We start from the raw sequence: 20,792 nt of genomic DNA on the forward strand, positions 1-20,792 counted from the left end.
AGGAGGACCGGTGCCTGGCGGAACAGAAGACGGGACACTCCGGCGGTACCGGCGGGCGTGCGACTACCTCGCCGCGGCGATGATCCATCTCAAGGACAACGTCCTGCTCCGCGAGCCGCTACGGCCGGAACACCTGAAACCCAGGCCGCTCGGGCACTGGGGCACCTGCCCCGGCCTGACCCTCGTGTACGCCGGGCTGAATCGGCTCGTCTCCGAAACCGGGCAACGGACCCTGCTGATCACCGGCCCCGGACACGGCGCGCCCGCCATCCACGCCAACCTGTGGCTGGAGGGCACCCACGCCGAATACGATCCCCGGCTGTCGCTCGACGAGCGCGGGCTCGCGGACCTGGTCGCACGGTTCTCCTGGCCCGGCGGCTTCCCCAGCCACCTCTCCCCCGAGGTTCCCGGCGTCATCCACGAGGGCGGGGAACTCGGTTACGCCCTCGCGACGGCTTTCGGTGCCGCGTTCGACGATCCCGGCCTGCTGGTCGCCTGCGTGATCGGTGACGGCGAAGCCGAGACGGGACCGACCGCCGCCGCGTGGCACAGCCCCAAATTCAGCGGCCCGGATGACGGCAGGGTGTTGCCCATCCTGCATCTCAACGGCTACAAGATCGCGTCACCGACAATCTATGAAGCGATGTCCGACGACGAACTCGTCGCCTATTTCACCGGCTGCGGCTGGCATCCGATCATCGTGGACGTCCGCGGCACCGATGATCCGGACACGCCACTGGCCGAAGCGCTGGCCCGGGCACACGAACACGACACGGACCATCCGCCGATGATCGTCCTGCGGAACACCAAGGGTGCGGGTCTGCCGCCGGCCACGCCGGACGGGACTCCGCTCGAAGGCACCTTCCACGCCCATCAGGTCCCCCTGTCCGGCGCCGCGGACGATCCGCGTGAGCTGGCCGAACTCGAACGCTGGCTGCGGTCCTACCGGCCGGAGGAACTCTTCGACGAGAACGGGGTCCCGGCCGCGGACATCCTCGCGGTCCCACCCGCTCCCGAGTTGCGGCTCGGCCGCGTCCCGCAGGCCAACGGCGGCCTGCTGCGCCGTGACCTGCCCCTTCCCGAGGTGGCGAAGTACTCCGTTGCCGTCGGCGAACCCGGCGCCGCCGACGCCAGTGCCCCCGAGGTGCTGGCCGAGTGGCTGGCGGAGATCGTCCGGCGCGCGCCGAGCACGTTCCGCGTCGTCTGCCCGGACGAACTGGAGTCCAACAAGCTCGGCGTGCTGCTCGAAGCGACGCCGCGGCAATTCGACCGCGAGGTCTCGGGGTACACCGAGCATCTCGGCCCTCGCGGCCGCGTGCACGAAGTGCTTTCCGAGCACCTGTGCCAAGGCTGGCTGCAGGGCTACCTGCTCACCGGACGGCACGGCCTCTTCCCCTGCTACGAAGCCTTCGTGTCCATTGTGGACAGCATGGTGAACCAGTACGCCAAATTCCTCAAGATGTCCGGCGAGGTCGGCTGGCGCGCGCCGGTGGCGAGCCTGAACTACCTGCTCACCAGCGACGGCTGGCGGCAGGAGCACAACGGCTACAGCCATCAGGGGCCCGGGTTCATCAACCAGATGCTGACCAAGAAGGCCACCACGTCCCGGATCTATCTGCCGCCGGACGCGAACACGCTGCTGGAGACGATGCATCGCTGTCTCGGCTCGACCGGGCTGATCAACGTCGTCGTCGCCGGGAAACAGAGCGGCCCGCAATGGCTGTCACCCGACGAGGCCCGGGCGCACTGCCGCGCGGGCGCGGGCGCATGGCCGTGGGCGGGCAACACCGAGGACGCGGCCGACGTCGTCCTCGCCTGCGCCGGAACGACTCCCACCGTGGAAACCCTCGCCGCCGCTCAGTTGCTGCGGGAAACGGCGCCGGAACTGCGGGTGCGCGTGGTGAACGTGGTCGATCTGCTCTCCCTCTGCCCACCGGGCCGGCATCCGAACGGGATGTCCGATGAGGCGTTCGGCGACTGCTTCGGCGACGGGACACCCGTGGTGTTCGCCTTCCACGGCTACCCGTCCGCGGTACACGAGGTGCTGCACGGACGCCCGCGCACCGAGCGCTTCCATGTCCACGGTTATCTGGAGGAAGGCACCACGACCACGCCGTTCGATCTGCTCGCGAGCAACCGGATGACCCGTCACGACCTCGCCGCCGACGCCGTCCGCCGGGCGGATGGCTGGGCGTCGGCAGGCGGGGACCTCGCCCGCGAACTGGTGCGGCGACGGAACTCCGTACTGCGACAGTCCTATCAGGACGGTGAAGATCCGGCCGAGATCACCGGCTGGCGGTGGCACCCGTGAGGACACTGACCGTCAATCCCGGATCGGGCAGTCTGCGGCTGCACGTCGCCGACGGCGAGGACGTCGTCGACTCGGCGGAGATCGGGAAACCACCGGCGGACGCCACCGAAGACGTGCGGTCGTTCGTCAAGGATGTGCGGGTGGACGCGGTCGCGCACCGGCTCGTGCACGGCGGGGCGGCGCTCGTCGCGCCAGCCGTGGTGGACGCCCGGGTACGCGAGGCGATCACGAAGGCGAAATCCCTGGCACCGGAACATGTTCCGAACACCGAAGCCCTGCTGGAGCTGCTGACCGGGCTGCTGCCGGACGTGCCGCACGTCGTCTGCCCGGACACCGCCTTCCATCAGGGTCTGCCCGAGGTCGCGCGGACGTACCCGCTGCCCGCGCGCTGGCGTGAACGCTGGGACCTGCGCCGTTACGGGTTCCACGGGCACTCGTTCGCGTGGGCGGTCCGGCGCGCCGGCGAGCTGCTCGGCCGCCCGCCGGAGGAGCTCGGCCTTCTCGTGGCGCACCTGTCCGGTGGCAGCTCGGTGTGCGCGGTCTCCGGCGGGCGCAGCGTCGACACGTCGATGGGCTTCACCCCGCTCGAAGGCGCGATGATGGTGAAGAGGTCCGGCAGTGTCGATCCCGGGATGCTGCTGTGGCTTTTGCGGGAAGGGCATGTCGGCTTGGACGAACTCGAAGACGGCCTCTATCACCATTCGGGGCTGCTGGGGTTGTCCGGTACCTCGGACGACACCCGGGAGCTGGTCCGGGACAGCCGTTCCGGTGACGCCGGGGCCAGGTTCACCATGGCGGTGTTCGAACATCGCGTCCGCCGCGAACTCGCGGCCGTCGCGGCGAGCCTCGACCGTGTGGACGCGCTGGTGTTCACCGGCGACATCGGCTGGGATCAGCCCGAAGTCGCCGAGGCCGTCGCGCGCGGTCTCGGCGTGCTCGGGATACAGGGGAATCTGTCCACCGACCGCTCCCAGGACGCGATCATCAGCGGCCGGGACGCGCGGATACCGGCACTGACGGTGCGGTCGCGGGAGGAACTGTCCCTGGCGGCGGCGGCCGCCACCGTGACGTCACGGCCAGCTGCCTGAGCCTCCCCGGGCGGCCCCGGCCTGTCCATCGCGATATCGCCCCGCTTCCTGACGCGAGATCAGCGCGGCCAGCAGGGCGCGGATCGGCGGCCCTTGGTCGTCGGTACGCCAGGCGACGCGGATCTCCCGGTGCAGCACCGGGCGGGTGCGGACGAACCGGACGCCGTCCGGGGTGGGCCGCTGCGCCATCCTGGGGACGAGCGCGACGGTGAGCCCGGCGGCGACCAGCGCGAGCTGGGTGGGGTACTCGGCGACCGCGAACCGGATGTCCGGCTCGGCGCCGAGCCCGCGCATGGTCTGGGTGAGCGCCACGTGGGCCTCCGTGCCCGCCGGGCAGCAGGTCCAGGCCTGACCGGCGAGCTCGGCGAGATCGACGACGGACCGGCCGGCGAGCGGATGATCCGCGGCGAGGGCGACCTCGGCCGGTTCCCGGACGAGCGTGCGCACGGCGACCCCCGCGGGCAGGAGCGGCGGCCGGACCTCCCAGCTTTCCATCAGCAGCACCGTGAGCTCGTCGGTGAGCAGCCGGGGAAGCAGGTCCACCACCTCGCCGTCGCGCAGGGACACCGTGAGCCGTGGCCGGTTCGCGACGAGTTCGGCCAGCACGCCCGGCAACAGCTCCCGGATCGCGCTGCCGACGGCCCCGATCCGCAGCGGGCCCGCCACCTCCTGGTCCAGCGCGGCGAGATCGGCTTCGGCCGCGGCGACCTGGGCGAGCACCCGTGCCGCGTGCCCGGCCAGCACCTGGCCCGCGCGGGTGAGCCGGATGCCGCGCCCCGCGGGCTCGAGCAGCGGGTGCCCGGTCTCCTTCTCCAGCTTGTTCAGCTGCTGCGACACCCCGGACGGCGTGACGTGCAGGACCTCCGCGGCGCGGGCGACGGATCCGTACTTCGCGACCGACGCGAGCGCTTGCAGCCGACCCAGGTTCATGAAGCGATGCTACCGATTTACGGGTAGGAACATTCACTTTTGCTATGCGACCGGACTCGGCATAGTGATCGCCATGAGTGTTCGGGCACCCGATCGGCACCGCACGGCCGCGCTGCGGATCAGCGGGGGCGCGGCGTGCACCTCGGTGTCGGCCGGGTTCGCCAAACTGTCCGGCGCGAGCCCGGGTACCACCGCGTTCCTGCGCTGCGCCATCGCACTGACCGTGCTGGTCCCGCTATCGGTCCGGGAATGGCGGCGGATCGGACCGCGGCCGTGGCGGCTGGTGCGTTTCGACCTGGCGGCCGGGGCACTGCTCGGCGTCGACTACGTCTTTTGGGTGGCGAGCATCCAAGACGTCGGCGCGTCCATCTCCACGGTGCTGCTCAACATCCAGGTGGTGGTGTTCCCGCTGCTCACCTGGCTGTTCCTGGGTTCGGCCCCGTCCAGGCGGTTCCTCGCGCTCGCGCCGGTCATGCTGATCGGCGTGACCATGGCGGCCGGCGTGATCGGCCAGGCCGAGCCGGGCACGGATCCGGTCGGGGGCATCGTTTTCGGCACCATCGCGGGCATCGCCTACGCGGGGTACCTGTTCTTCATGCGGCAAGGGAGCGGCCAAGGCCATGTCGTGTTCCCGGTGTGCGCTTCCACGGTGGCGGCGTGTGCCGCGGCGGTCGTGGTCGGCAGTGTATGGACGGGGATCGACCTGGACCTCGACCTGGCCGCGTGGCTGTGGCTGATCGCGCTCGCGCTGGTCGGGCAGGTGCTCGCCTGGCTCCTCATCGCGGGAGCCCTTTCTCAGCTGGCACCTCAGGTGAGTGCTTCGCTTCTGTTGCTGCATCCGGTTCTCGCCGTCGCGTTCGGCGTGCTCGCCCTGCACGAGCGGCCGACTGTCACGCAGCTGGGCGGATGTCTCCTGGTCGTGGTCAGTGTTTGGGCGGTGAGCCGGACTCCGCGGCGGGACCGTGTTTCCGCCGCTCCGTGACGGCTAGGGGTACATGAAGGCCCCCTTCATGTACCTAGGCGCAAGGAAGGGGGCCTTCACGTACTTGGGAAGGTGTGAAGGTCGAGTTTCCTCGGCTGAGCCGAGGGAAGGGGGCCTTCACGCGCGGCCGCTGTGACTGCTGTGGTTGCCGACACCGTGCGCCGGGTAGCCCTCCGGTATGACGAACTGCGAAGTCTGCGGAAACGACTACGAAAAGACGTTCGAGATCCACACCGTCGACGGGGCGAAGCACACCTTCGACTCCTTCGAATGCGCGATCCACCAGCTGGCGCCGATCTGCGAGCACTGCGGCTGCCGCGTGGTCGGACACGGCATCCAGGTGGAGGACCGCTTCTTCTGCTGCGCCCACTGCGCCAGGAAGAGCTCGGTCGCCGGCGGCGATAAGGCGCGCGATGCCGTCGCGACGTCCTGATCCGGTCAGATCGCGAACCGGAGAACGGCGCCGACGCCCTCCGTCAGACCCTCGCCGCTGACGGGGACGATGTCCGCACCTTCGGCCAGCACGGCCACCGGAAGTGCTTCGTCCGCGCGGCACTCGGTCAGCGTTTCCGTCCCGGAGAGTTCGAGATCCTCCTTCGCGGCCGCGACCTGCGTCGGTTCGCCGGACACCCAGACCAGGCGATCGGCCAAGGAATCGGCATCGATCAGCAAGGTCTCGACGGCACCCGAACGCAGGGCCGCCGTCGTCCGCGCGAGCCCGTCCGCCGCGAGGCCGCCCTCGCGACCCTGTTCGGCACGGAAGCGGTCGATCACGTCCTGGCGACGGCGTTCGGCGTGCTCGGCCAGCACCCGGCGCACCTCGGCTTCGAGCGCCTCCGGGCCACTTCCGTCCGCCCGGCCGCCTTCCTCCAGCTCGACGACCTTCTCCTTGCCGCGCGGGGCGAGCTCGTCACGCACCTGCGTACGCGCCTGCACCTCACCCGCGAGCACCAGCACCTCGGCGCCGACGGAATCGGCGAGCTTCACCGCCTCTTGCGCGACCTCCGCGGCGTTGCGTTCGGCCACGGCCTCCACCCGATGCTGGATGTTCCAGTAGGCCGAGCCGCCACCGCGCACCTTGTGCACGGGATGGTCCTCGCCTTGGACGGTCCGCTGTTCGGCGCCGTCCTCGCCCACCGCGAACAGATCGGCGCCCGTCCGATCCGCGACCACGACGACATGCGGCACGACGGCCGGGGTGAGCCGCAGGAGCGGGAGCAGGTACGGCTGTGGTGCGACGCGGGCGACCTCGCGGGGCGGCGGCTCCACGAGTTCCTCGTCGAGTACGACCTCGTTCCCCTCCGCGACCAGGGCCCGGCCCGCCTTGCCCTCCGAAGGCGGGGCGGCGGCCACAGCCGCGTCGAGAGCGGTGAGCGTCCGCTCCTCGGCGCCCTCGTCGGCCAGTTGCCTGCGGATCGACCGCCAGCGCAACTCCAGCTGCGCGGCGGCGTCCTCGGTGTCGTGCGAGTTGTCGAAGTAGACCGACGCGAAAGGTCCTTCGCGGACGGTGACGTCCCGGAGCGTTGAGCTTTGCACGATGCCTCCTGCCTCGTCGGTTCCGTTTTCGATCTTCGGGTACCCGGGAGAAGGCGGCTGAATCACACTTTTGCCCGAGAAGGCGTCGAGGACTCGGCTCCACGCACGGGCGGGCACCCGGGCGGCCGTGTCCGCCGCCCGGGTGCCCGGTCACCGGGTCAGACCACGGCCTGGCGCCAGCGCTCGTTCGCGTCGACGACCTCGCCGTCGCTGATCTGCTCGAGCTTGTAGTTGATGGTCGTCCCCTCCGGGAATTGGTAGTCGCACTCCTTGGACCCGTTCTCCGAACCGTCGTAGTCCTTGCAGTACCCCTCGGTCTTCCCACTCGAATTCGGCAGCGAGCTGGTCCAGTGCAGCCGTGTGCCGTTCCCGTCCCAGGTGTCGTCCGCGACCTTCACGCGGTCTCCGGACGAGATCACACAGCCCCAGTCGTCATTGAGGTAGATCTTCGTCTTGGCGCAGGAGGCCCGATCACCGTCCCGCGTCACGTCCGACGCGCTCGCGGCGGTGACCCCCGCCGTGGCCATGGAACCGATCACCAACGCCGTCACGGCGGCGAATCGCTTCATCTCGCGCACTGTCGTTCCCCCTCATTTCGCTTTCTCCTTGACGGTTTCCATCGTCATCAGCCGGACGGCCCGGCGGCAAGGCGAACGGCGGCGATTGGGACGCGGGAACGAAACACCGCCGTTCACCAGCGGGAACGCGCCGTCCCGGGATGGCGAGAGATGCTCGTCTCCCCCTTAACCGCAGCGATCCGTAACATGAATCCATGACGGGGGAAGAGCGGTTGGTTCAATCCGTTGAAGGGACTCGCGCCGACCTCGGCGAGCCAGACCACGGCCTCCCGTCCCCTCGCGGTGACGAGCACACCGCGCGTGACCCGGACCACGGCGGAACGGGCCACCCGTGAACCGGCGCCGACCACCGAAGAAGCGGTCCGGACGACGCCACCCGCGCGGCCCGATTTCCAGGTGCGTTCTTCGCAGTGGAACGGGCCGTGCAACGACAACGCCTGCTCGATGAGCGCGGTTTTCCGCAACAACGGCGGCACGGGTTCCGGATCCGCGACGTTCTTCGTGCTGTGGCCGGACAAATTCAGCTATCTCGCGCAATGTTCCGTCGCACTGCCGCGCACGGGCGAGAACGACTTCACCAGTGCCGGATGCATCGCGAGCAGCGCGCAACTCCAGGACTATTTCCGCACACACCGCGGCGGAACCGTGCGGCTGTACGTCAAGACCGAGAGCTGACCGCGCTCAGGAGGACGGCCGGTCGGCCAGCTGCTCGAGCCGGGCCATCTCGACGTCGAGGGCGGTCTGCGCCCGGCTCAGCGCCTCCGAGCTGTACGCGCCGCTCGACCGGGCGCGCTGGAGTCGTTCGGACTGTTCGGTCAGGACCCGCAGGCGCAGCCGCAGGTACTGCTCGATTTGTTCCGGAGCCGGGCGGTCGCCCGGCGATGCGGGCGGGACGCGTACGTCCGAGCGCGCCCGGTCCACGACCCGGTCGCCGAAGGGGCCGTTGCCCGGATCCTCCAGGGTGGGATCGTCCAAAAAGGACTTCGCCGCGTCGGCCAGCTCGGTCGTGAGCCGGACGTACTCGCGTCGCAACCGATCGGGATCCTCCGACGGCACCCGCGCCGCGCGGATCACCGCCGGCAGCGTCATTCCCTGCACCAGCAGCGTCGTGGTCGCCACCACGTAGGCGATCAGGACCAGCAGGGCGCGGTCCGGCGTGTCCTGCGGAAGGGTCTGCGCGGCCGCGAGGGTGATCGCGCCACGCATCCCCGCCCAGCCGAGCACCACGCCACCGCGCCAGCCCAGTGTCTCGGTGAGCCGGAACTCGACGTCGGCGGCGGCCCGGTCGAGCCGTTTCCGGAAATGCGCCACCCGCCTCGGTGACGCCTTGTCCAGCCGTTCGGTGACGGCGGGATTCGACTCGTCGCCCCGCAGCACCGCCTGCGTCGTTTCCAGCCGGGGTTTGAACCGCGCGGCCTTCCGCTGCTCGCGGTACAGGCCGCCGACCAACGGCCCGACGAAGACGATGCGCGCGACGATGACGAGCGCCGACGCGGCCAGGCCGATGGCGAGCGCACGCCACACGCTCGAACCGTCCTCGTGCACCTCGTCGATGAGGGTTTTGACGCTGAGTCCCATGAGCAGGAACATCGCGCTTTCCAGCAGGAAGGCCGCGGTGCGCCAGTTGACGGCCTCGGCGAGCCGGTCCGTCGCGCGCAGATGCCGCGGGGCCAGATGCCCGGTCACCAGTCCGGCGACGACGACCGCGAGCACGCCCGACGCTCCGGCCTCTTCCGCGGGCAGGAACGCGATGAACGGGACCACGAACGAGATCGCGGTGTTGAGCACGGCGTTGCCCAGCAACGCGCGCACCCGGACATTGAGGATCCCGACGAGCAGCCCGATCCCGACCGCCACGACGACCGCGTAGACGAACTCTCCCACGATGCCCCAGACCGACACCGACCCGGCGACCGCGGCGACGGCCGACCGCAGCAGCACGAGCGCGGAGGCGTCGTTGACGAGCCCTTCGCCTTCGAGCACGGTCAGCAGCCGGGGCGGCAGGCCGAGCCGCCGTCCCACGGACGTCGCGGCCACGGCGTCGGTGGGGCTGATGACCGCGCCGAGCGCGAACGCGGCGGGCCAGCCGATATCCGGTATCAGCCAATGGAACAGCCAGCCCGCGCCGAGGGTCGTCCCCACCACGAGCAGCACCGCGAGGCCGGTGATCGGCCGGATGTTCCGACGGAAATCGACCACCGGCATGTTCACCGCCGCCGAATACAGCAGCGGCGGGAGGACCCCGGCGAGGATCAGCTCCGGTTCGACCTCGGGATGCGGGACGCCGGGCAGGAAGCTCAGGCCGATACCGGCCACCACGAGGCTCAGCGGGGCGGCGACGTTGAGCCGCTCGGAGAACGCGGCCACCAGGACGATGCTGACGACACCGAGGACGACGACGAGAGTCAGGTTCACCGGGTTCACGTGTCCTCTCGCCGGTCAGTGGCTTGCCGTGTCCATTGGTGACACGAGGTCACCGGACCCGCAAGTCGGAGCCGGTCAGCGCAGCGCCGCCAGGACGTAATCGTCGCCGGACTGCCAAACCGGGGCCACCTCCGCGAAACCCGCCTCCCGCAGCAGCCTGGTGTGCTCCTGCGGGCTGAGCCGGTTGCCGTAGCCGGTCGAGATGCCGCGCAATTCTTCGGCCGTGAAGCGCTCCCGCAGCGCGGGATCCGCGGCCACCGCCGCCCACCAGGTCTTCCAGTCCTCGTTGGCGTGGACCCCGGCACGGGCCGCCCGGCGCTCCTTGACCACCTCGGCGAGTTCGCGGATGGCCGGTTGCTCGTCGTAGAGGTGGTCGCCGTTGACGAGCGCGCCGCCCGCCCTCAGCGCGACGGCGAGGTCACGGTAGACCTGGGCGAGCCGCTCGGGACGCAGCCAGTGCAACGCGGTCGTCGAGACCACGGCGTCGACCGGCCGCCACTTCAGCCAGCCGCTCTCGGCCAAGTCGGCCCGGACGTACTCGATGTCGCTCCGCTCCGGCCGGGTCGCTCGGGCGAGCGCGAGCAGGAACGGGTCGTCGTCGAGGCCGACGATCCGTGCGTGCGGTAACCGCCCGGCGAGCCTGGTGGTCAGCGAGCCCGGGCCGCAGCCGAGGTCCAGCACCAGCGGCTCGGCGACGTCGCGGCAGACGTGCTCGACGACGTCGATCACCACGGTGAAGCGTTCTTCACGGTCGGCGACATAGCGTTCCTGCTGCACGTCCCACCGGCGCACCCAGTCCGCCGCGAGCTTCTCGTCCACCGGCCTCCCCTTCGTGATCTTGATCCTGTGTAGCACACGCCGGTCATGGGTTACCGTGTGCGCCACAACGTAAGAAGGTGCCCGTCGGGGGAAGCCGGTGTGAATCCGGCGCTGACCCGCAACCGTGAGCGGCCGTACGCCGTGAGCCGGACTGCCCGCCGGACACCGCCAACCCCAACTGTCGTGGAGTGCGGAGCGGGGTCCCGTTCACGTGCGGTCGCGCGCCCGGGACAGTGCTCGATGTCCCGGAGGTTCCTATGACGCGTCATCCGCTCACCCGTCGGAGACTGCTGGCGCTGGCCGCGCTCACGCCCCTGGCCGCCTGCGGGACCGCACCGGCGGCCACGGGCAGGCTGCGAGTGGCGTTCGCCGCGGGCGGGTCGAAGGAAACCCTCGATCCGGCCCAGGTTTCGCTCTTCGTCGATCAGGCGCGGGCCAAGGCGCTCTTCGACACGCTGGTCGCCTACAACGCCGACACCTCCTTGCGGCCACGGCTGGCCGAGTCCTGGGAGAGCGACGCCTCCGGTACGCGCTGGCGGATCCGGCTGCGGCAGGCGGCGTTCCACGACGGGCGTCCGGTCACCGCGGACGACGTGCTCTACACCTTCCGGCGGATCGCCGACCCCGCGCTGGCTTCCTCGTCGCGACAGTACTTCGCGAAGGTAGACTTCGCCCGCAGTAAAGCGTTGTCCCCCAAGGAAATCGAGCTAACACTGACCGCGCCCGACTTCGAATTCCCCTCGGGCTGGGGCGCTCCCGGCGCGGAGATCGTGCCCGCCGGGACGACGGATTTCACCGCGCCGGTCGGCTCGGGGCCGTTCCGTTTCGTCTCGTTCACGCCCGGCGGCCCGGCGGTGTTCCGCAAGAACGAGTCGCACTGGGACGGCGCGCCGAGCATCGACGAGCTGGAATTCGTGCCGGTCAGCGAAGAGACCGCGCGCGTCAACGCGTTGCTGTCCGGGCAGGTCGACTACGCCCACGACCTCGCGGCCGGAACCGCGGCCCGGCTCGCCGGTGACACACGTGTTTCGCTGCTCGAAGCCAAGGGAACGACGATGCAGGGCCTGATCCTGCGCCTGACCCAAGCCCCGTTCTCCGACCCCAGGCTGGTGCGCGCCGTACTGTCCGGAGTGGACAGAGAGGCTTTGAACCGCGTAGCGCTGGCCGGGCGCGGGGAGATCGGCAACGACCTGTTCGGCAAGGGACTTCGCGGGTATGCCGCGGACATCCCCCAGCGCCGTCGCGATGTGGACCTGGCCCGGTCGCTCGTCCGCGAGGCGGGCGCGGAGGGGCTGGCCTTCGCCGTCGAAACCAGCGACGTCGATCCGGGCTTCGCCACCGCGGCCACGGTGATTTCCCAGCAGCTCAAGGAGATCGGGCTCGCCGCCACGCCGAACACCCGCGGTTCGAGCACCTATTTCAGCGAGATCAAGACCAAGGGTGTCGCCGCGCTCACCCGCACGGCCACCCTGCCCGTCCCGACGTTCCTCAACCAGCGTTTCCGCACCCGCGGCTCGAACAACGTGAACGGCTTCGGCTCGCCGGAGTTCGACGCGCTGATGGATCGCGCCGCGGCCACCGCGGACGAACGCGCCAGGCTGGCGCTGTTCGGCGACGCGCAGCGGATCGTCCACGAATCCGGCGGGCTGCTCGCCTGGGGGTTCAGCACCTGGACGATCGCCGTGTCGAAGCGGGTTTCCGGGGTGGTGACCGCGCCACCGAACACCTTCGATTGGGCGCGGTTCGACCGCGCCCGGCTGTCCTGACGTGCGGGGGCACGCCGTCCGACGGCTGGGTTTCGCTGGGGTGCAGGCGCTGTTCGTGCTGGTCGCGACGTTCGCCGTGACCGCGTTGCTGCCCGGCGACGCGGCCTCGGTCGTACTCGGCGAACAGGCCACCGACGAGCAGGTGGCGACCGTCCGCCATCAGCTCGGGCTCGATCAGCCGCTCCTCGACCGGTTCGGGAACTGGCTTTCGGGGCTGGTCACCGGCGATCTCGGCCGGTCGCTCGTGACCGGCGCCCCGGTGGCCGACGAGATCGTCCGCCGCTTCGCCGCCACCGCGGTGCTCGCCGGGGTGACGCTGCTCGTGCTCGTACCGCTCGCGCTCGTCGTCGGGGTGGTCTGCGGGCTGCGCGAAGGATCGCGGATCGACCGCGTGCTCACGGCGGTCACGCTGTTCCTGCATTCGATCCCCGAGTTCGTCCTCGGGCTGCTGCTGGTCGCGGGTTTCGCCGTGCACACCGGACTGCTTCCGGCCACCGCGGCCGGAACGGACCCGACCGCGCGTCCCGAGGTGCTGGTGATGCCGGTGATCGTGCTGGTCGCCCGGCAGCTGTGCGACGTCGCCCGGCAGCTGCGGATCGGGATCGCCGAGCAGACCCGGGGGCCGGTGGCGGAGCATCTGCGCCTGCTCGGGCTGCCCGAACGCACCCTGGTGCTGCGGCACCTCCTGCCCGCCGCCGCGGCTCCCGCCGTGCAGCAGCTCGCCCGCGCCGTCGAAGGGCTGCTGACCGGCACGGTGATCGTCGAATCCCTGTTCGCGATCACCGGGCTCGGCACGGGTTTCGTCGAGGCCGTGCAAAACCGGGACATTCCGCAGGTGCAGGGCTACGTGCTGGTGTTCGCCGGCGTGGTCGTGCTCGGGAATCTCGCCGCCGATCTGGTCGCGCACCGGCTGACCCCGCGCCGGGAGCTGGTCACGTGGTGAGCCGGGCGCTCGGGTGGTCTCTGCTCGCGATACCGCTCCTGCTCGCGGTGGCCGGGCCGGTGCTCGCGGGTCCCGTCGTGTCGGTCGGCGCGCCCTGGCAGGCGCCGGACGCCGCGCATCCGCTCGGCACCGACGTCCTCGGCCGCGACGCGCTCACGGTGATCCTCGCGGGCGGGTTGCCCGTGATCGGCATGACCGTCGCCGCGCTCCTGCTCGCCTACCTGATCGGGGTTCCGCTCGGGCTCGTCGCGGCCGGGCGCGGACGGCGGGCCGACGAAACCGTGATGCGTTCCCTCGATCTCGTGCTGGCCTTCCCGTCGCTGCTGGTGCTCATGGTGCTCGCCGCGACCGGGCACCGCGGGCCCGGCGTGCTCATCCCGGCCGTGGCCGTCCTCCAGGTACCGGCGATCACCCGCGTGGTGCGCGCCGCGGCGCTGGCGCCCGGCTGCCGTACCGCCGTGGAAGCCCTGACCCTGCAAGGAAGATCGTGGTGGCGCATCCAGCTCGGATACGTCGCCCGGCACGTCACCGGGCCGGTCGCGACCGACGCCGGCACCAGGCTCGGCGTGGTGCTCTACCTGCTGGCGTCGGCGAACTTCCTCGGCCTCGGCCTGCCCGCCGACTCCCCGGACTGGGCCGTGGTCATCGAACGCAACAGCGAAGCCCTCTACACCGCGCCCGCGGTGGTCCTCGTGCCCGCCGCGCTGCTGATGGCGTTGTGCGTCGGCACGAACCTCGTCACCGACCGGCTGCTCGCCGCCCGGCGGGTGATCGCATGACCGTTCTGGAGATCACCGGGCTGTCCGCCCACGCCGGGGAAACCGTTCTGCTCGACGACGTCTCCGTGTCCCTCGAACCGGGAGGCGTCCTCGTCGTGCTCGGCGCGTCGGGTGCGGGCAAGACCACCCTGGGCCTCGCCGCGACCGGACGGGCGCGTCCGGGGATCACGCTGTCCGGTTCGGTCCGGACGGCCGGGGTCGTCGGCCATCTACCGCAGCAGCCGTCGGCGGTGCTGGACCCGGTCCGCCGCTGCGGACCGGTGCTGGCCGAACTCGCCGCGCTGCACCACCGTGGCCGCGCCGCGCGGCTGGCGGCGGCCCGCACCGCCCTGGCGGAGGCGGGACTGGAGCCGGAACTGTGGCGCCGGTTCCCGCATCAGCTGTCCGGTGGGCAGCAGCAGCGGATGGCGCTGGCCACCACCCTCGTGACCCGGCCCCGCCTGCTCGTGCTCGACGAGCCGACCAGTGGTCTCGACGAGGCGAACCGGGCCGTGCTCACCGCCAGGCTCATGGAGCTTTCCCGCTCCGGCACGGCGTTGCTGGTCCTGACCCACGACCTCACGCTGGCGCGTGCCCTGGACGGCGACGTCGCCGAACTCCGCGACCACCGGCTGCTGCCGTGTGAGGCCGTCCCCGACCACGCACGCCTCGACGAACCCGCGCCCGCCTCGCCGACGTCGCCGGTACTCGTCGTTCGCGGGCTCACGGTGCGCGCCGGGCGGACGCCGCTCATCGAGGACCTCGATCTGGAGCTGGCGGCGGGCAGCCGCACCATGCTCACCGGCGTCTCGGGAGCGGGCAAGACGACGCTCGGCCGCGCACTCGCCGGGTTGACCCCGCCGACCGCGGGCACGATCGAGGTCGACGGCGTGCGGCTCCCCCGCCTCGCCCGTCGCCGCGATCGCGCGCAACTGCGGGCTGTCCAGTACGTCCACCAGGACAGCCGCGCGTCCTTCGACGAGTTCCGCGGGGTGCTCGACCAAGTGGCCGACACCGCCCGGCTTCTTCGCGGACTCGGTCGCGAAGAAGCCCGGCTCGAAGCGACGGAGATCCTGGACGCCCTCGGCGTCGACCCGGCCGACCGCCGGCCCGGCCTGCTCTCCGGCGGCCAGCTCCAGCGCTGTGCCGTGGCCCGCGCGCTCCTGGCCCGTCCCAGGGTCCTCGTCTGCGACGAGCCGACGTCCGCCCTCGACGCGGCCAACCGCGCCCGGCTGTGGGAATTCGTGACCGCGACGGCACTCCGGCACGGCATCGCGCTGCTCGTGATCAGTCACGACACCGCGGCCGCGCCGTTCGTCGACGGCACGTTCACCATGGCCGGTGGACGTCTGGTCTGAGCCTTCGATCACGGCTGGGCGGGAAGGATGTGGCGTCCTTCGCGATCCGTGCTCAGGCACAACGAGCAGATCGTGCCGCCGGTCGCGGACGCGGCCACGTCGGGACGCTCGTAGGCCTCTCCGCAGACCTCGCAGTCGTAGTGGGTGCCGCTCGGATTGCCGTCTTCGTCCAGGATCGGTTCGGTGAGGCCGTCATCGGTGCGGCGCAGGTAGAAGCGCCCTCGGGTGAGGACCGCCATCAGCGGGGTCAGCACGATCGCGACCACCACCGCGACCAACGGCGAATACGGCCGGGGCCCGTCGCCGAAGAGTCCGAAGTAGACGGAGATGGACAGGAGCGAGGAACCCAGGAACGCGACGACACCGACCGGGTTGACCGCGAACAGCATGCCGCGCCGGAACTCCGGCTGTTTCGGCGAGAGCCCGAGCACGAACTTGTTGATCGCGATGTCGGTGGCGACGGTGACCACCCACGCCATCGCGCAGTTCGAGTAGAAACTCAAGATGCCGTTGAGGAAGCTGAACATGTCCGCCTCCATCAGGATCAGCGCGATGGCCAGGTTCACCAGCACGAACACCAGCCTGCCCGGATAGCGTTTCGTGATCCGGGTGAAGGAGTTCGTCCACGCCAGCGAGCCGGAATAGGCGTTGGTGACGTTGATCTTGACCTGGCTGAGCACCACCAGGACCAGTGCCAGCGGTACCACCAGCCACGACGGCATGACTTCGGTGAACACCCCGGTGAACTGCTCGATCGGCTCGACGGCCGCCGCCTTCCCGACCGCGTCGAGGATGTAGATCGCCATGAACACGCCGATCGCCTGCTTGATCGCGCCGAAGAACACCCATCCCGGCCCGGCCAGCACCATCGAGGTCCACCAGGCGCGCCGGTTCTCCGCCGTGCGCGGCGGCATGAAACGCAGGTAGTCGACCTGCTCGCCGATCTGCCCCATGAGCGAAAGACACACTCCGGCACCGAGCATGATCGCGGCCGTGCTCAGCCCGGCGCCGCCCTCCCCCTCGTAGGACAGCCACCGCTGGACCGAACCGGGATCCTTCACGACCAGGAACACCAGCGGGGCCACCATCAGCAGCAGCCACAACGGATTCGTCCAGCTCTGCAGCTTCGCCAGTACCTTCATGCCGTAGACGACCAGCGGGATGATGACCAGGGTGGACACGAGGTAGCCGAGCCACAAGGGCAGCGATATCGCGTACTTCAGGCCCTGCGCCATGATCGAGCCTTCGAGCGCGAAGAAGATGAAGGTGAAGCTGGCGAAGATGACGCTGGTGAGCACCGAACCGTAGTAGCCGAAACCGGAACCGCGGGTGATCAGGTCGAGGTCGATGTTGTATCGCGCGGCGTAGTAGGCCAGCGGGAACCCGGTCACGAAGATGATCACCGCCGCCAGGGCGATCGCCAGCAGCGCGTTGCCCGTGCCGTGGGTCAGGCCGATGCCGGCGCCGATCGAGAAGTCCGCCATGTAGGCGATCCCGCCCAAGGCGGAAGCGCCGACCACCGCCGGTGTCCAGCGACGGTACGTCCTCGGCGCGAATCGGAGGGTGTAGTCCTCGAGGGTTTCCTTCGTCGCGCCGAGGCCGACGGGCGCGGCACGGGTCTCCGATTCTTCGATGGTCATGGCCGAGGTCTCCTCCAGAGCGCCGGGGACGGAAGCCCGAAGCTACGAACGCCTCGTTTCCGACCGCCCGCCCGGTTGTGACGGCCGGGTTTCCGTGTGTTGCCGGATTTCGGCGCGGCCGTTAACAAACTCAGATCTGCGACTCGGCGAGCAGTTTCAGCGCGAGCGCTTTGAGTTCCGGGCTCGCCGTCGCGGCGTTGCCCGAGTCGAACGGCGGCCGCGGGTCGTATTCGACGGCGAGCTGGATACCGCGGGCGATCTCCTCACCGGCCAAAAGGGACGCGAGATGGAAAGCGAGGTCGATCCCGGCGGACACTCCCGCCGCGGTGACGACCTTGCCGACCTGAACGTAGCGCTCGGGCACGTAACGGACGCCGAAGGTCTTCTCCAGATAGTCCGCCGAAGCCCAGTACGTGGTGGCCCGCTCGCGGAGCAGCCCGGCCGCGCCGAGGATCAAGGATCCCGTGCACACCGACGTGGTCCAGGTCGTGTGCCGATGGATGCGGCGGATCCAGTCGAGCAGGACCGGGTTCTCCATGGCGGCGACCGTGCCGCGGTTGCCCGCGCCCGGAACCAGCAACACGTCCAGGCGGTGCACCTCGGCCACCGAGCGTTCCGCCAGCACCGCGACGTCACCGGTGTCCGTGCGCACCGGGCCCCGTTCCTGGGCGATCATCGTCACCGTGGCGCCGGGCAGCCGGGACAACACCTCGGCCGGCCCCGTCGGATCCAGCAGGCTGAACCCGTCGTAGAGCAGGATGCCGATCTTCGGTCCTTGGGTCTCCGCCTGAGCCGTGCCGGTGCCGAGGCCGAAGGCTGCGGCCGCCGCGACTCCGGCCAATACCGTCCTGCGTGTGGTCTTCGCACTGTCCATGCCGCGATTCTGGGGAGCTCAGGCGCCGATCGGGCGGGGCATGTCCTTCATCCTGCGAAGTGTGTCCCCGGTGATCCCGTAGTACTGGCGAAAAGCCGTCCGCAAGGTCTCCGACGAGGCGAATCCGCATCGCCGCGCGACCGCGGCCAGCGGCAACGCGGTGGACCGCACCAGCTGGGCGGCGGCTTCGGTCCGCGCCGTCCGCACGGTCCGGGCCGGGGTGCTGCCCAGCTGCGCGGTGAACAGCCGGTTGAGGTGCCGCGTGGTGACCCCGGCGCGGGCCGCCAGCGCCGACGGGCTCAGGTCTTCGGCGAGATGCGCGGCGATGTACCCCAAGAGGTCGCGCACGACCCGGTTGCCCGGCGGCGGGACGGCCAGGAACGTGCTGATCTGGGCCTGGTCCCCCGGGCGGTGCAGATAGGTCACCAGCTCGCGGGCGACCTCGCGGGCCAGCGTCGGACCGCAGTCGTCCTCGATCAGGGCGAGCGTGAGATCCAGCGCGCTGATGACCCCGGCCGAGGTGAACACGTTGCCGTCGCGGATGTAGAGCGGAGCCGAATCGACCGTCACCGCGGGGAACGTGGCGGCGAGCAATTCGCCGTATCCCCAATGCGTCGTGGCCCGCCGGTCGTCGAGCAGCCCGGCGGCCGCCAGCACGAAGGCGCCCGTGCACACCGAGGCGATCCGCCTGCTCCGCCCGGCCAGCCGCCGCACCTGGGTCAGCAGGCGCTCGTCCGCCGCGGCCGCGCCCGTTACCGCGCCGCCGACCACGATCACCGTGTCCACCCGCCCGGACACCTCGGCGAGCCGCCGGGCGCCCGCGAGCATGATCCCCGACGAACTCCGTGTCGTCCGCCCCTGAACCGTCGCCAGCTCGACGACATACGGTGGCGCGGCGCCGTGCGAGTTCGAGATCTCCAGTGCTCCGCTGGGACAGGCCACGTCCAGGATCTGCGCGTCGTCGAACGCGACGATCACCACCCGGCGCACCGCTTCCTTTTCGACCCCCACACGGAGAATCTACCCGGCTGCCCGCTTACCTCGGACGTAATCGACAGGGTGCCCCGTCTCGATGATCCTTTGGCCATGAAGGTTTCACGACTCTTGCCCGCCCTCGCTGCGGCCGTTCTGTCCTTTGTCGTTCTCGCGGCTCCTGCGAACGCCGGCTCCCTCGACCGGCCCGCGAACGTGGAGCGGTTCATGGACGCCTACCGCGCCTGGGGAAGGAACGCCCAGGATGTCGACGCGTACATGAACCTGTTCGTCCAAGACGGGACGGCGCGCTTGTGGGACAGCGGGCTCGAAACGCCGCGGGATTGGGCGGGCATCAGAAGCCAGATCGAAGGCGTGCTGAGATTGGTCCCGGACTACGTCTTCGTACCGGAGACCGTCGCCTCCGACCCCGACGGGAGGGTCGTGTTCATCGAGGCGCTGAACACCGGGACCGTCAAGGGGAAACCGGTCTCCTTCAGGACGATGCACCGGCTCGTCCTCGGCGATCCCGCCGCGGGCAAGGATCCGTCCCGGGTGCAGGAAGGCAGGCGGTTCTGGGACCAGGTCAACATGTTCCGCCCGGTCGAGGATCCGGCGAACCCGCTGCGGAACCTCTTCGCAGGGATCACCACGTCGGCGACCGACCCGATCCCGGCGATCCCCTTGCCGCCGCGGATCCGGCAACTGGCATGGAACCGGGAAGCGGCGGGGATCCTGGTCGCCGGGGTGGACGGCACGGCGACCCTGCTGGGTCCCGGCCTGACCGAGCCGATCTCCGGCCGCCGGGCGATGACCGAATACCTGGACCGGTTGTTCGGCGCCGTCCGCGACGTCGCGCTGGAGCAGCGCGCCACCGTGTCCGCGGACGGCACCGAATACCGGGAGTGGATCGGCACCGCGGTGGCACTGGGCGGCGCCGACCCGCGCACGATCTCCTTCAGCCTGGTCGAGCGGACGGTGAAGACGCCGACCGGCACGGCCTGGTCGCTGCATTTCGACACTTTGGACCTGATCGCTTCGGTCCAGACGGTGAAAGAACTGCGGGCCCGGATCTTCGGCTAGCTGTCAGAGATGGTCGGCCGGCGCGGTCACTGGCAACGCCCCATGCCACTGCCCGCGCCGGTGGATTCCAACGCCTCCTCGACCTCAAGCGCGGCCGGTCCAAGGGCTTCCGGCGCCGGTTCGTGTCACGCTGCCGCCCGGCGGCAGGTCGAGGACGTCGATCAGGGTCGGGTCTTCGTCGATGGCGTGGTGCAGGTGCCCGACCTTGCCGGTGCCGCCGTCCGCGTCGGAAGCACCGACGAGTTGCCACATCCCGTCGTCGGCGTCGTGCTGCACAAGCAGAATCGGCTCGCGGCGCTCGAATACCTCAACGGTCTGGACGCACAGGGTGCCCAGAAGCCAGTGCCGCATCCACCACGCCCGCCGATCGCGTCGCATGACCTCGTCGGCGACCGCCCAGACGAACGGCAGGTCCCCGTGGGCACGTGCCTCGTCCGCGGTCAGGTCCGGACCGCCCTGCGGTACCCGTTCGAACGGGTCACCGGTCAACGAGAACGCATGTCCGTCCTCGTGCGGGAAGATGACGGCGTGGAAGGTCCCGCCGCCGGGATTGCCCGCGCCGATCCCGACCGACAGGCAAGCGGCGTGCGGATCCGCGCCGGTGGTCCAGCCGAACGCGTACGAGGCCAGCTCGCCCCGCGGCCCGACGAACTCCCCGAACGCACGCCGGTCCGTCCCCTCGGTGGTTTCCGTCAGTACCAACGCACCCTCGTGCACCTGAATATCCACG

General features: G+C 70.3%; 19 protein-coding genes and 1 riboswitch. Of the genes, 10 read left to right on the plus strand and 9 right to left on the minus strand.

Features of this window, described 5'->3' with window-relative positions; translation table 11 throughout:
* Window positions 1-10 precede the first annotated feature (10 nt).
* Together DMC61_RS10835 and DMC61_RS10840 are read left to right on the plus strand one after the other, a co-directional pair.
* Window positions 11-2,311 (plus strand): phosphoketolase family protein, encoded by a 2,301-nt coding sequence (locus tag DMC61_RS10835; RefSeq protein WP_125688903.1) that lies wholly within the window; start codon window positions 11-13, stop codon window positions 2,309-2,311.
* Window positions 2,308-3,399: an acetate/propionate family kinase gene (locus tag DMC61_RS10840; protein ID WP_233594763.1), complete on the plus strand. Its 1,092-nt coding sequence runs from the start codon at window positions 2,308-2,310 to the stop codon at window positions 3,397-3,399. The genes DMC61_RS10835 and DMC61_RS10840 overlap by 4 nt, the downstream gene beginning before the upstream one ends.
* Here DMC61_RS10840 and DMC61_RS10845 read toward each other — a convergent pair.
* On the minus strand, window positions 3,382-4,329 hold the full coding sequence (locus DMC61_RS10845) for a LysR family transcriptional regulator (protein ID WP_125688907.1): 948 nt from the start codon (window positions 4,327-4,329) through the stop codon (window positions 3,382-3,384). The two genes, DMC61_RS10840 and DMC61_RS10845, sit on opposite strands and share 18 nt — an antisense overlap.
* Window positions 4,330-4,402: 73 nt before the next feature.
* Between DMC61_RS10845 and DMC61_RS10850 the strand changes: the two genes are divergently transcribed.
* Both DMC61_RS10850 and DMC61_RS10855 read left to right on the plus strand, forming a co-directional pair.
* A complete protein-coding gene (locus tag DMC61_RS10850; protein ID WP_125688909.1) occupies window positions 4,403-5,311 on the plus strand; it encodes a DMT family transporter in 909 nt (302 codons plus the stop codon).
* Between the two features lie 178 nt (window positions 5,312-5,489).
* Window positions 5,490-5,744, plus strand: coding sequence for a Prokaryotic metallothionein (locus DMC61_RS10855; RefSeq protein WP_125688911.1), 255 nt, complete (start codon window positions 5,490-5,492; stop codon window positions 5,742-5,744).
* Window positions 5,745-5,749: 5 nt separating this feature from the next.
* Here the strand turns inward: DMC61_RS10855 and DMC61_RS10860 are convergent, their stop codons facing one another.
* Together DMC61_RS10860 and DMC61_RS10865 are read right to left on the minus strand one after the other, a co-directional pair.
* On the minus strand, window positions 5,750-6,847 hold the full coding sequence (locus tag DMC61_RS10860; protein ID WP_125688913.1) for a Vms1/Ankzf1 family peptidyl-tRNA hydrolase: 1,098 nt from the start codon (window positions 6,845-6,847) through the stop codon (window positions 5,750-5,752).
* Window positions 6,848-7,005: 158 nt separating this feature from the next.
* On the minus strand, window positions 7,006-7,416 hold the full coding sequence (locus DMC61_RS10865) for a hypothetical protein (protein ID WP_125688915.1): 411 nt from the start codon (window positions 7,414-7,416) through the stop codon (window positions 7,006-7,008).
* A 309-nt stretch (window positions 7,417-7,725) separates the two neighbouring features.
* On the opposite strand from DMC61_RS10865, the gene DMC61_RS10870 reads away from it, so the two are divergent.
* Window positions 7,726-8,100, plus strand: a complete 375-nt coding sequence (locus tag DMC61_RS10870) for a hypothetical protein (protein WP_233594764.1) — start codon at window positions 7,726-7,728, stop codon at window positions 8,098-8,100.
* 6 nt (window positions 8,101-8,106) lie between these two features.
* Here the strand turns inward: DMC61_RS10870 and DMC61_RS10875 are convergent, their stop codons facing one another.
* Together DMC61_RS10875 and DMC61_RS10880 are read right to left on the minus strand one after the other, a co-directional pair.
* The gene (locus DMC61_RS10875) at window positions 8,107-9,840 is read right to left on the minus strand and encodes a sodium:proton antiporter (protein ID WP_125688917.1); all 1,734 of its coding nucleotides are present in this window, start codon (window positions 9,838-9,840) and stop codon (window positions 8,107-8,109) included.
* 84 nt (window positions 9,841-9,924) lie between these two features.
* Window positions 9,925-10,668: a trans-aconitate 2-methyltransferase gene (locus DMC61_RS10880; protein ID WP_125688919.1), complete on the minus strand. Its 744-nt coding sequence runs from the start codon at window positions 10,666-10,668 to the stop codon at window positions 9,925-9,927.
* 58 nt (window positions 10,669-10,726) lie between these two features.
* A riboswitch (cobalamin riboswitch) is annotated at window positions 10,727-10,842 on the plus strand.
* Between the two features lie 83 nt (window positions 10,843-10,925).
* On the opposite strand from DMC61_RS10880, the gene DMC61_RS10885 reads away from it, so the two are divergent.
* Genes DMC61_RS10885 through DMC61_RS10900 form a run of 4 tightly spaced genes read left to right on the plus strand, consistent with a single transcriptional unit; the run spans window position 10,926 to window position 15,493 of the window.
* Complete coding sequence (locus DMC61_RS10885) at window positions 10,926-12,434, plus strand: ABC transporter substrate-binding protein (RefSeq protein ID WP_125688921.1); 1,509 nt, start codon at window positions 10,926-10,928, stop codon at window positions 12,432-12,434.
* A gap of 1 nt (window position 12,435) precedes the next feature.
* Window positions 12,436-13,377 carry an ABC transporter permease gene (locus DMC61_RS10890; protein ID WP_125688923.1) on the plus strand — a complete coding sequence of 314 codons (942 nt, stop codon included), beginning with the start codon at window positions 12,436-12,438 and terminating at the stop codon, window positions 13,375-13,377.
* Window positions 13,371-14,156 carry an ABC transporter permease gene (locus DMC61_RS10895; protein ID WP_125688925.1) on the plus strand — a complete coding sequence of 262 codons (786 nt, stop codon included), beginning with the start codon at window positions 13,371-13,373 and terminating at the stop codon, window positions 14,154-14,156. Before DMC61_RS10890 ends, DMC61_RS10895 begins: the two co-directional genes overlap by 7 nt.
* A complete protein-coding gene (locus DMC61_RS10900) occupies window positions 14,153-15,493 on the plus strand; it encodes an ABC transporter ATP-binding protein (protein WP_125688927.1) in 1,341 nt (446 codons plus the stop codon). Before DMC61_RS10895 ends, DMC61_RS10900 begins: the two co-directional genes overlap by 4 nt.
* A gap of 8 nt (window positions 15,494-15,501) precedes the next feature.
* Here DMC61_RS10900 and DMC61_RS10905 read toward each other — a convergent pair whose 3' ends face one another.
* The 3 genes from DMC61_RS10905 to DMC61_RS10915 form a co-directional block, all read right to left on the minus strand.
* Window positions 15,502-17,133, minus strand: a complete 1,632-nt coding sequence (locus tag DMC61_RS10905) for a cytosine permease (protein WP_125688929.1) — start codon at window positions 17,131-17,133, stop codon at window positions 15,502-15,504.
* Window positions 17,134-17,263: 130 nt separating this feature from the next.
* A complete protein-coding gene (locus DMC61_RS10910; protein WP_125688931.1) occupies window positions 17,264-18,007 on the minus strand; it encodes a DJ-1/PfpI family protein in 744 nt (247 codons plus the stop codon).
* Window positions 18,008-18,025: 18 nt separating this feature from the next.
* Window positions 18,026-18,988 carry a GlxA family transcriptional regulator gene (locus DMC61_RS10915; RefSeq protein WP_125689414.1) on the minus strand — a complete coding sequence of 321 codons (963 nt, stop codon included), beginning with the start codon at window positions 18,986-18,988 and terminating at the stop codon, window positions 18,026-18,028.
* A gap of 105 nt (window positions 18,989-19,093) precedes the next feature.
* Between DMC61_RS10915 and DMC61_RS10920 the strand changes: the two genes are divergently transcribed.
* Window positions 19,094-20,062, plus strand: coding sequence for a nuclear transport factor 2 family protein (locus DMC61_RS10920; RefSeq protein ID WP_125688933.1), 969 nt, complete (start codon window positions 19,094-19,096; stop codon window positions 20,060-20,062).
* Window positions 20,063-20,146: 84 nt separating this feature from the next.
* Here the strand turns inward: DMC61_RS10920 and DMC61_RS10925 are convergent, their stop codons facing one another.
* The gene (locus DMC61_RS10925) at window positions 20,147-20,791 is read right to left on the minus strand and encodes a hypothetical protein (RefSeq protein ID WP_233594765.1); all 645 of its coding nucleotides are present in this window, start codon (window positions 20,789-20,791) and stop codon (window positions 20,147-20,149) included.
* Between the last annotated feature and the right edge of the window lies 1 nt (window position 20,792).

Source organism: Amycolatopsis sp. WAC 04169 (assembly GCF_003947535.1).
GTDB lineage: Bacteria > Actinomycetota > Actinomycetes > Mycobacteriales > Pseudonocardiaceae > Amycolatopsis > Amycolatopsis keratiniphila.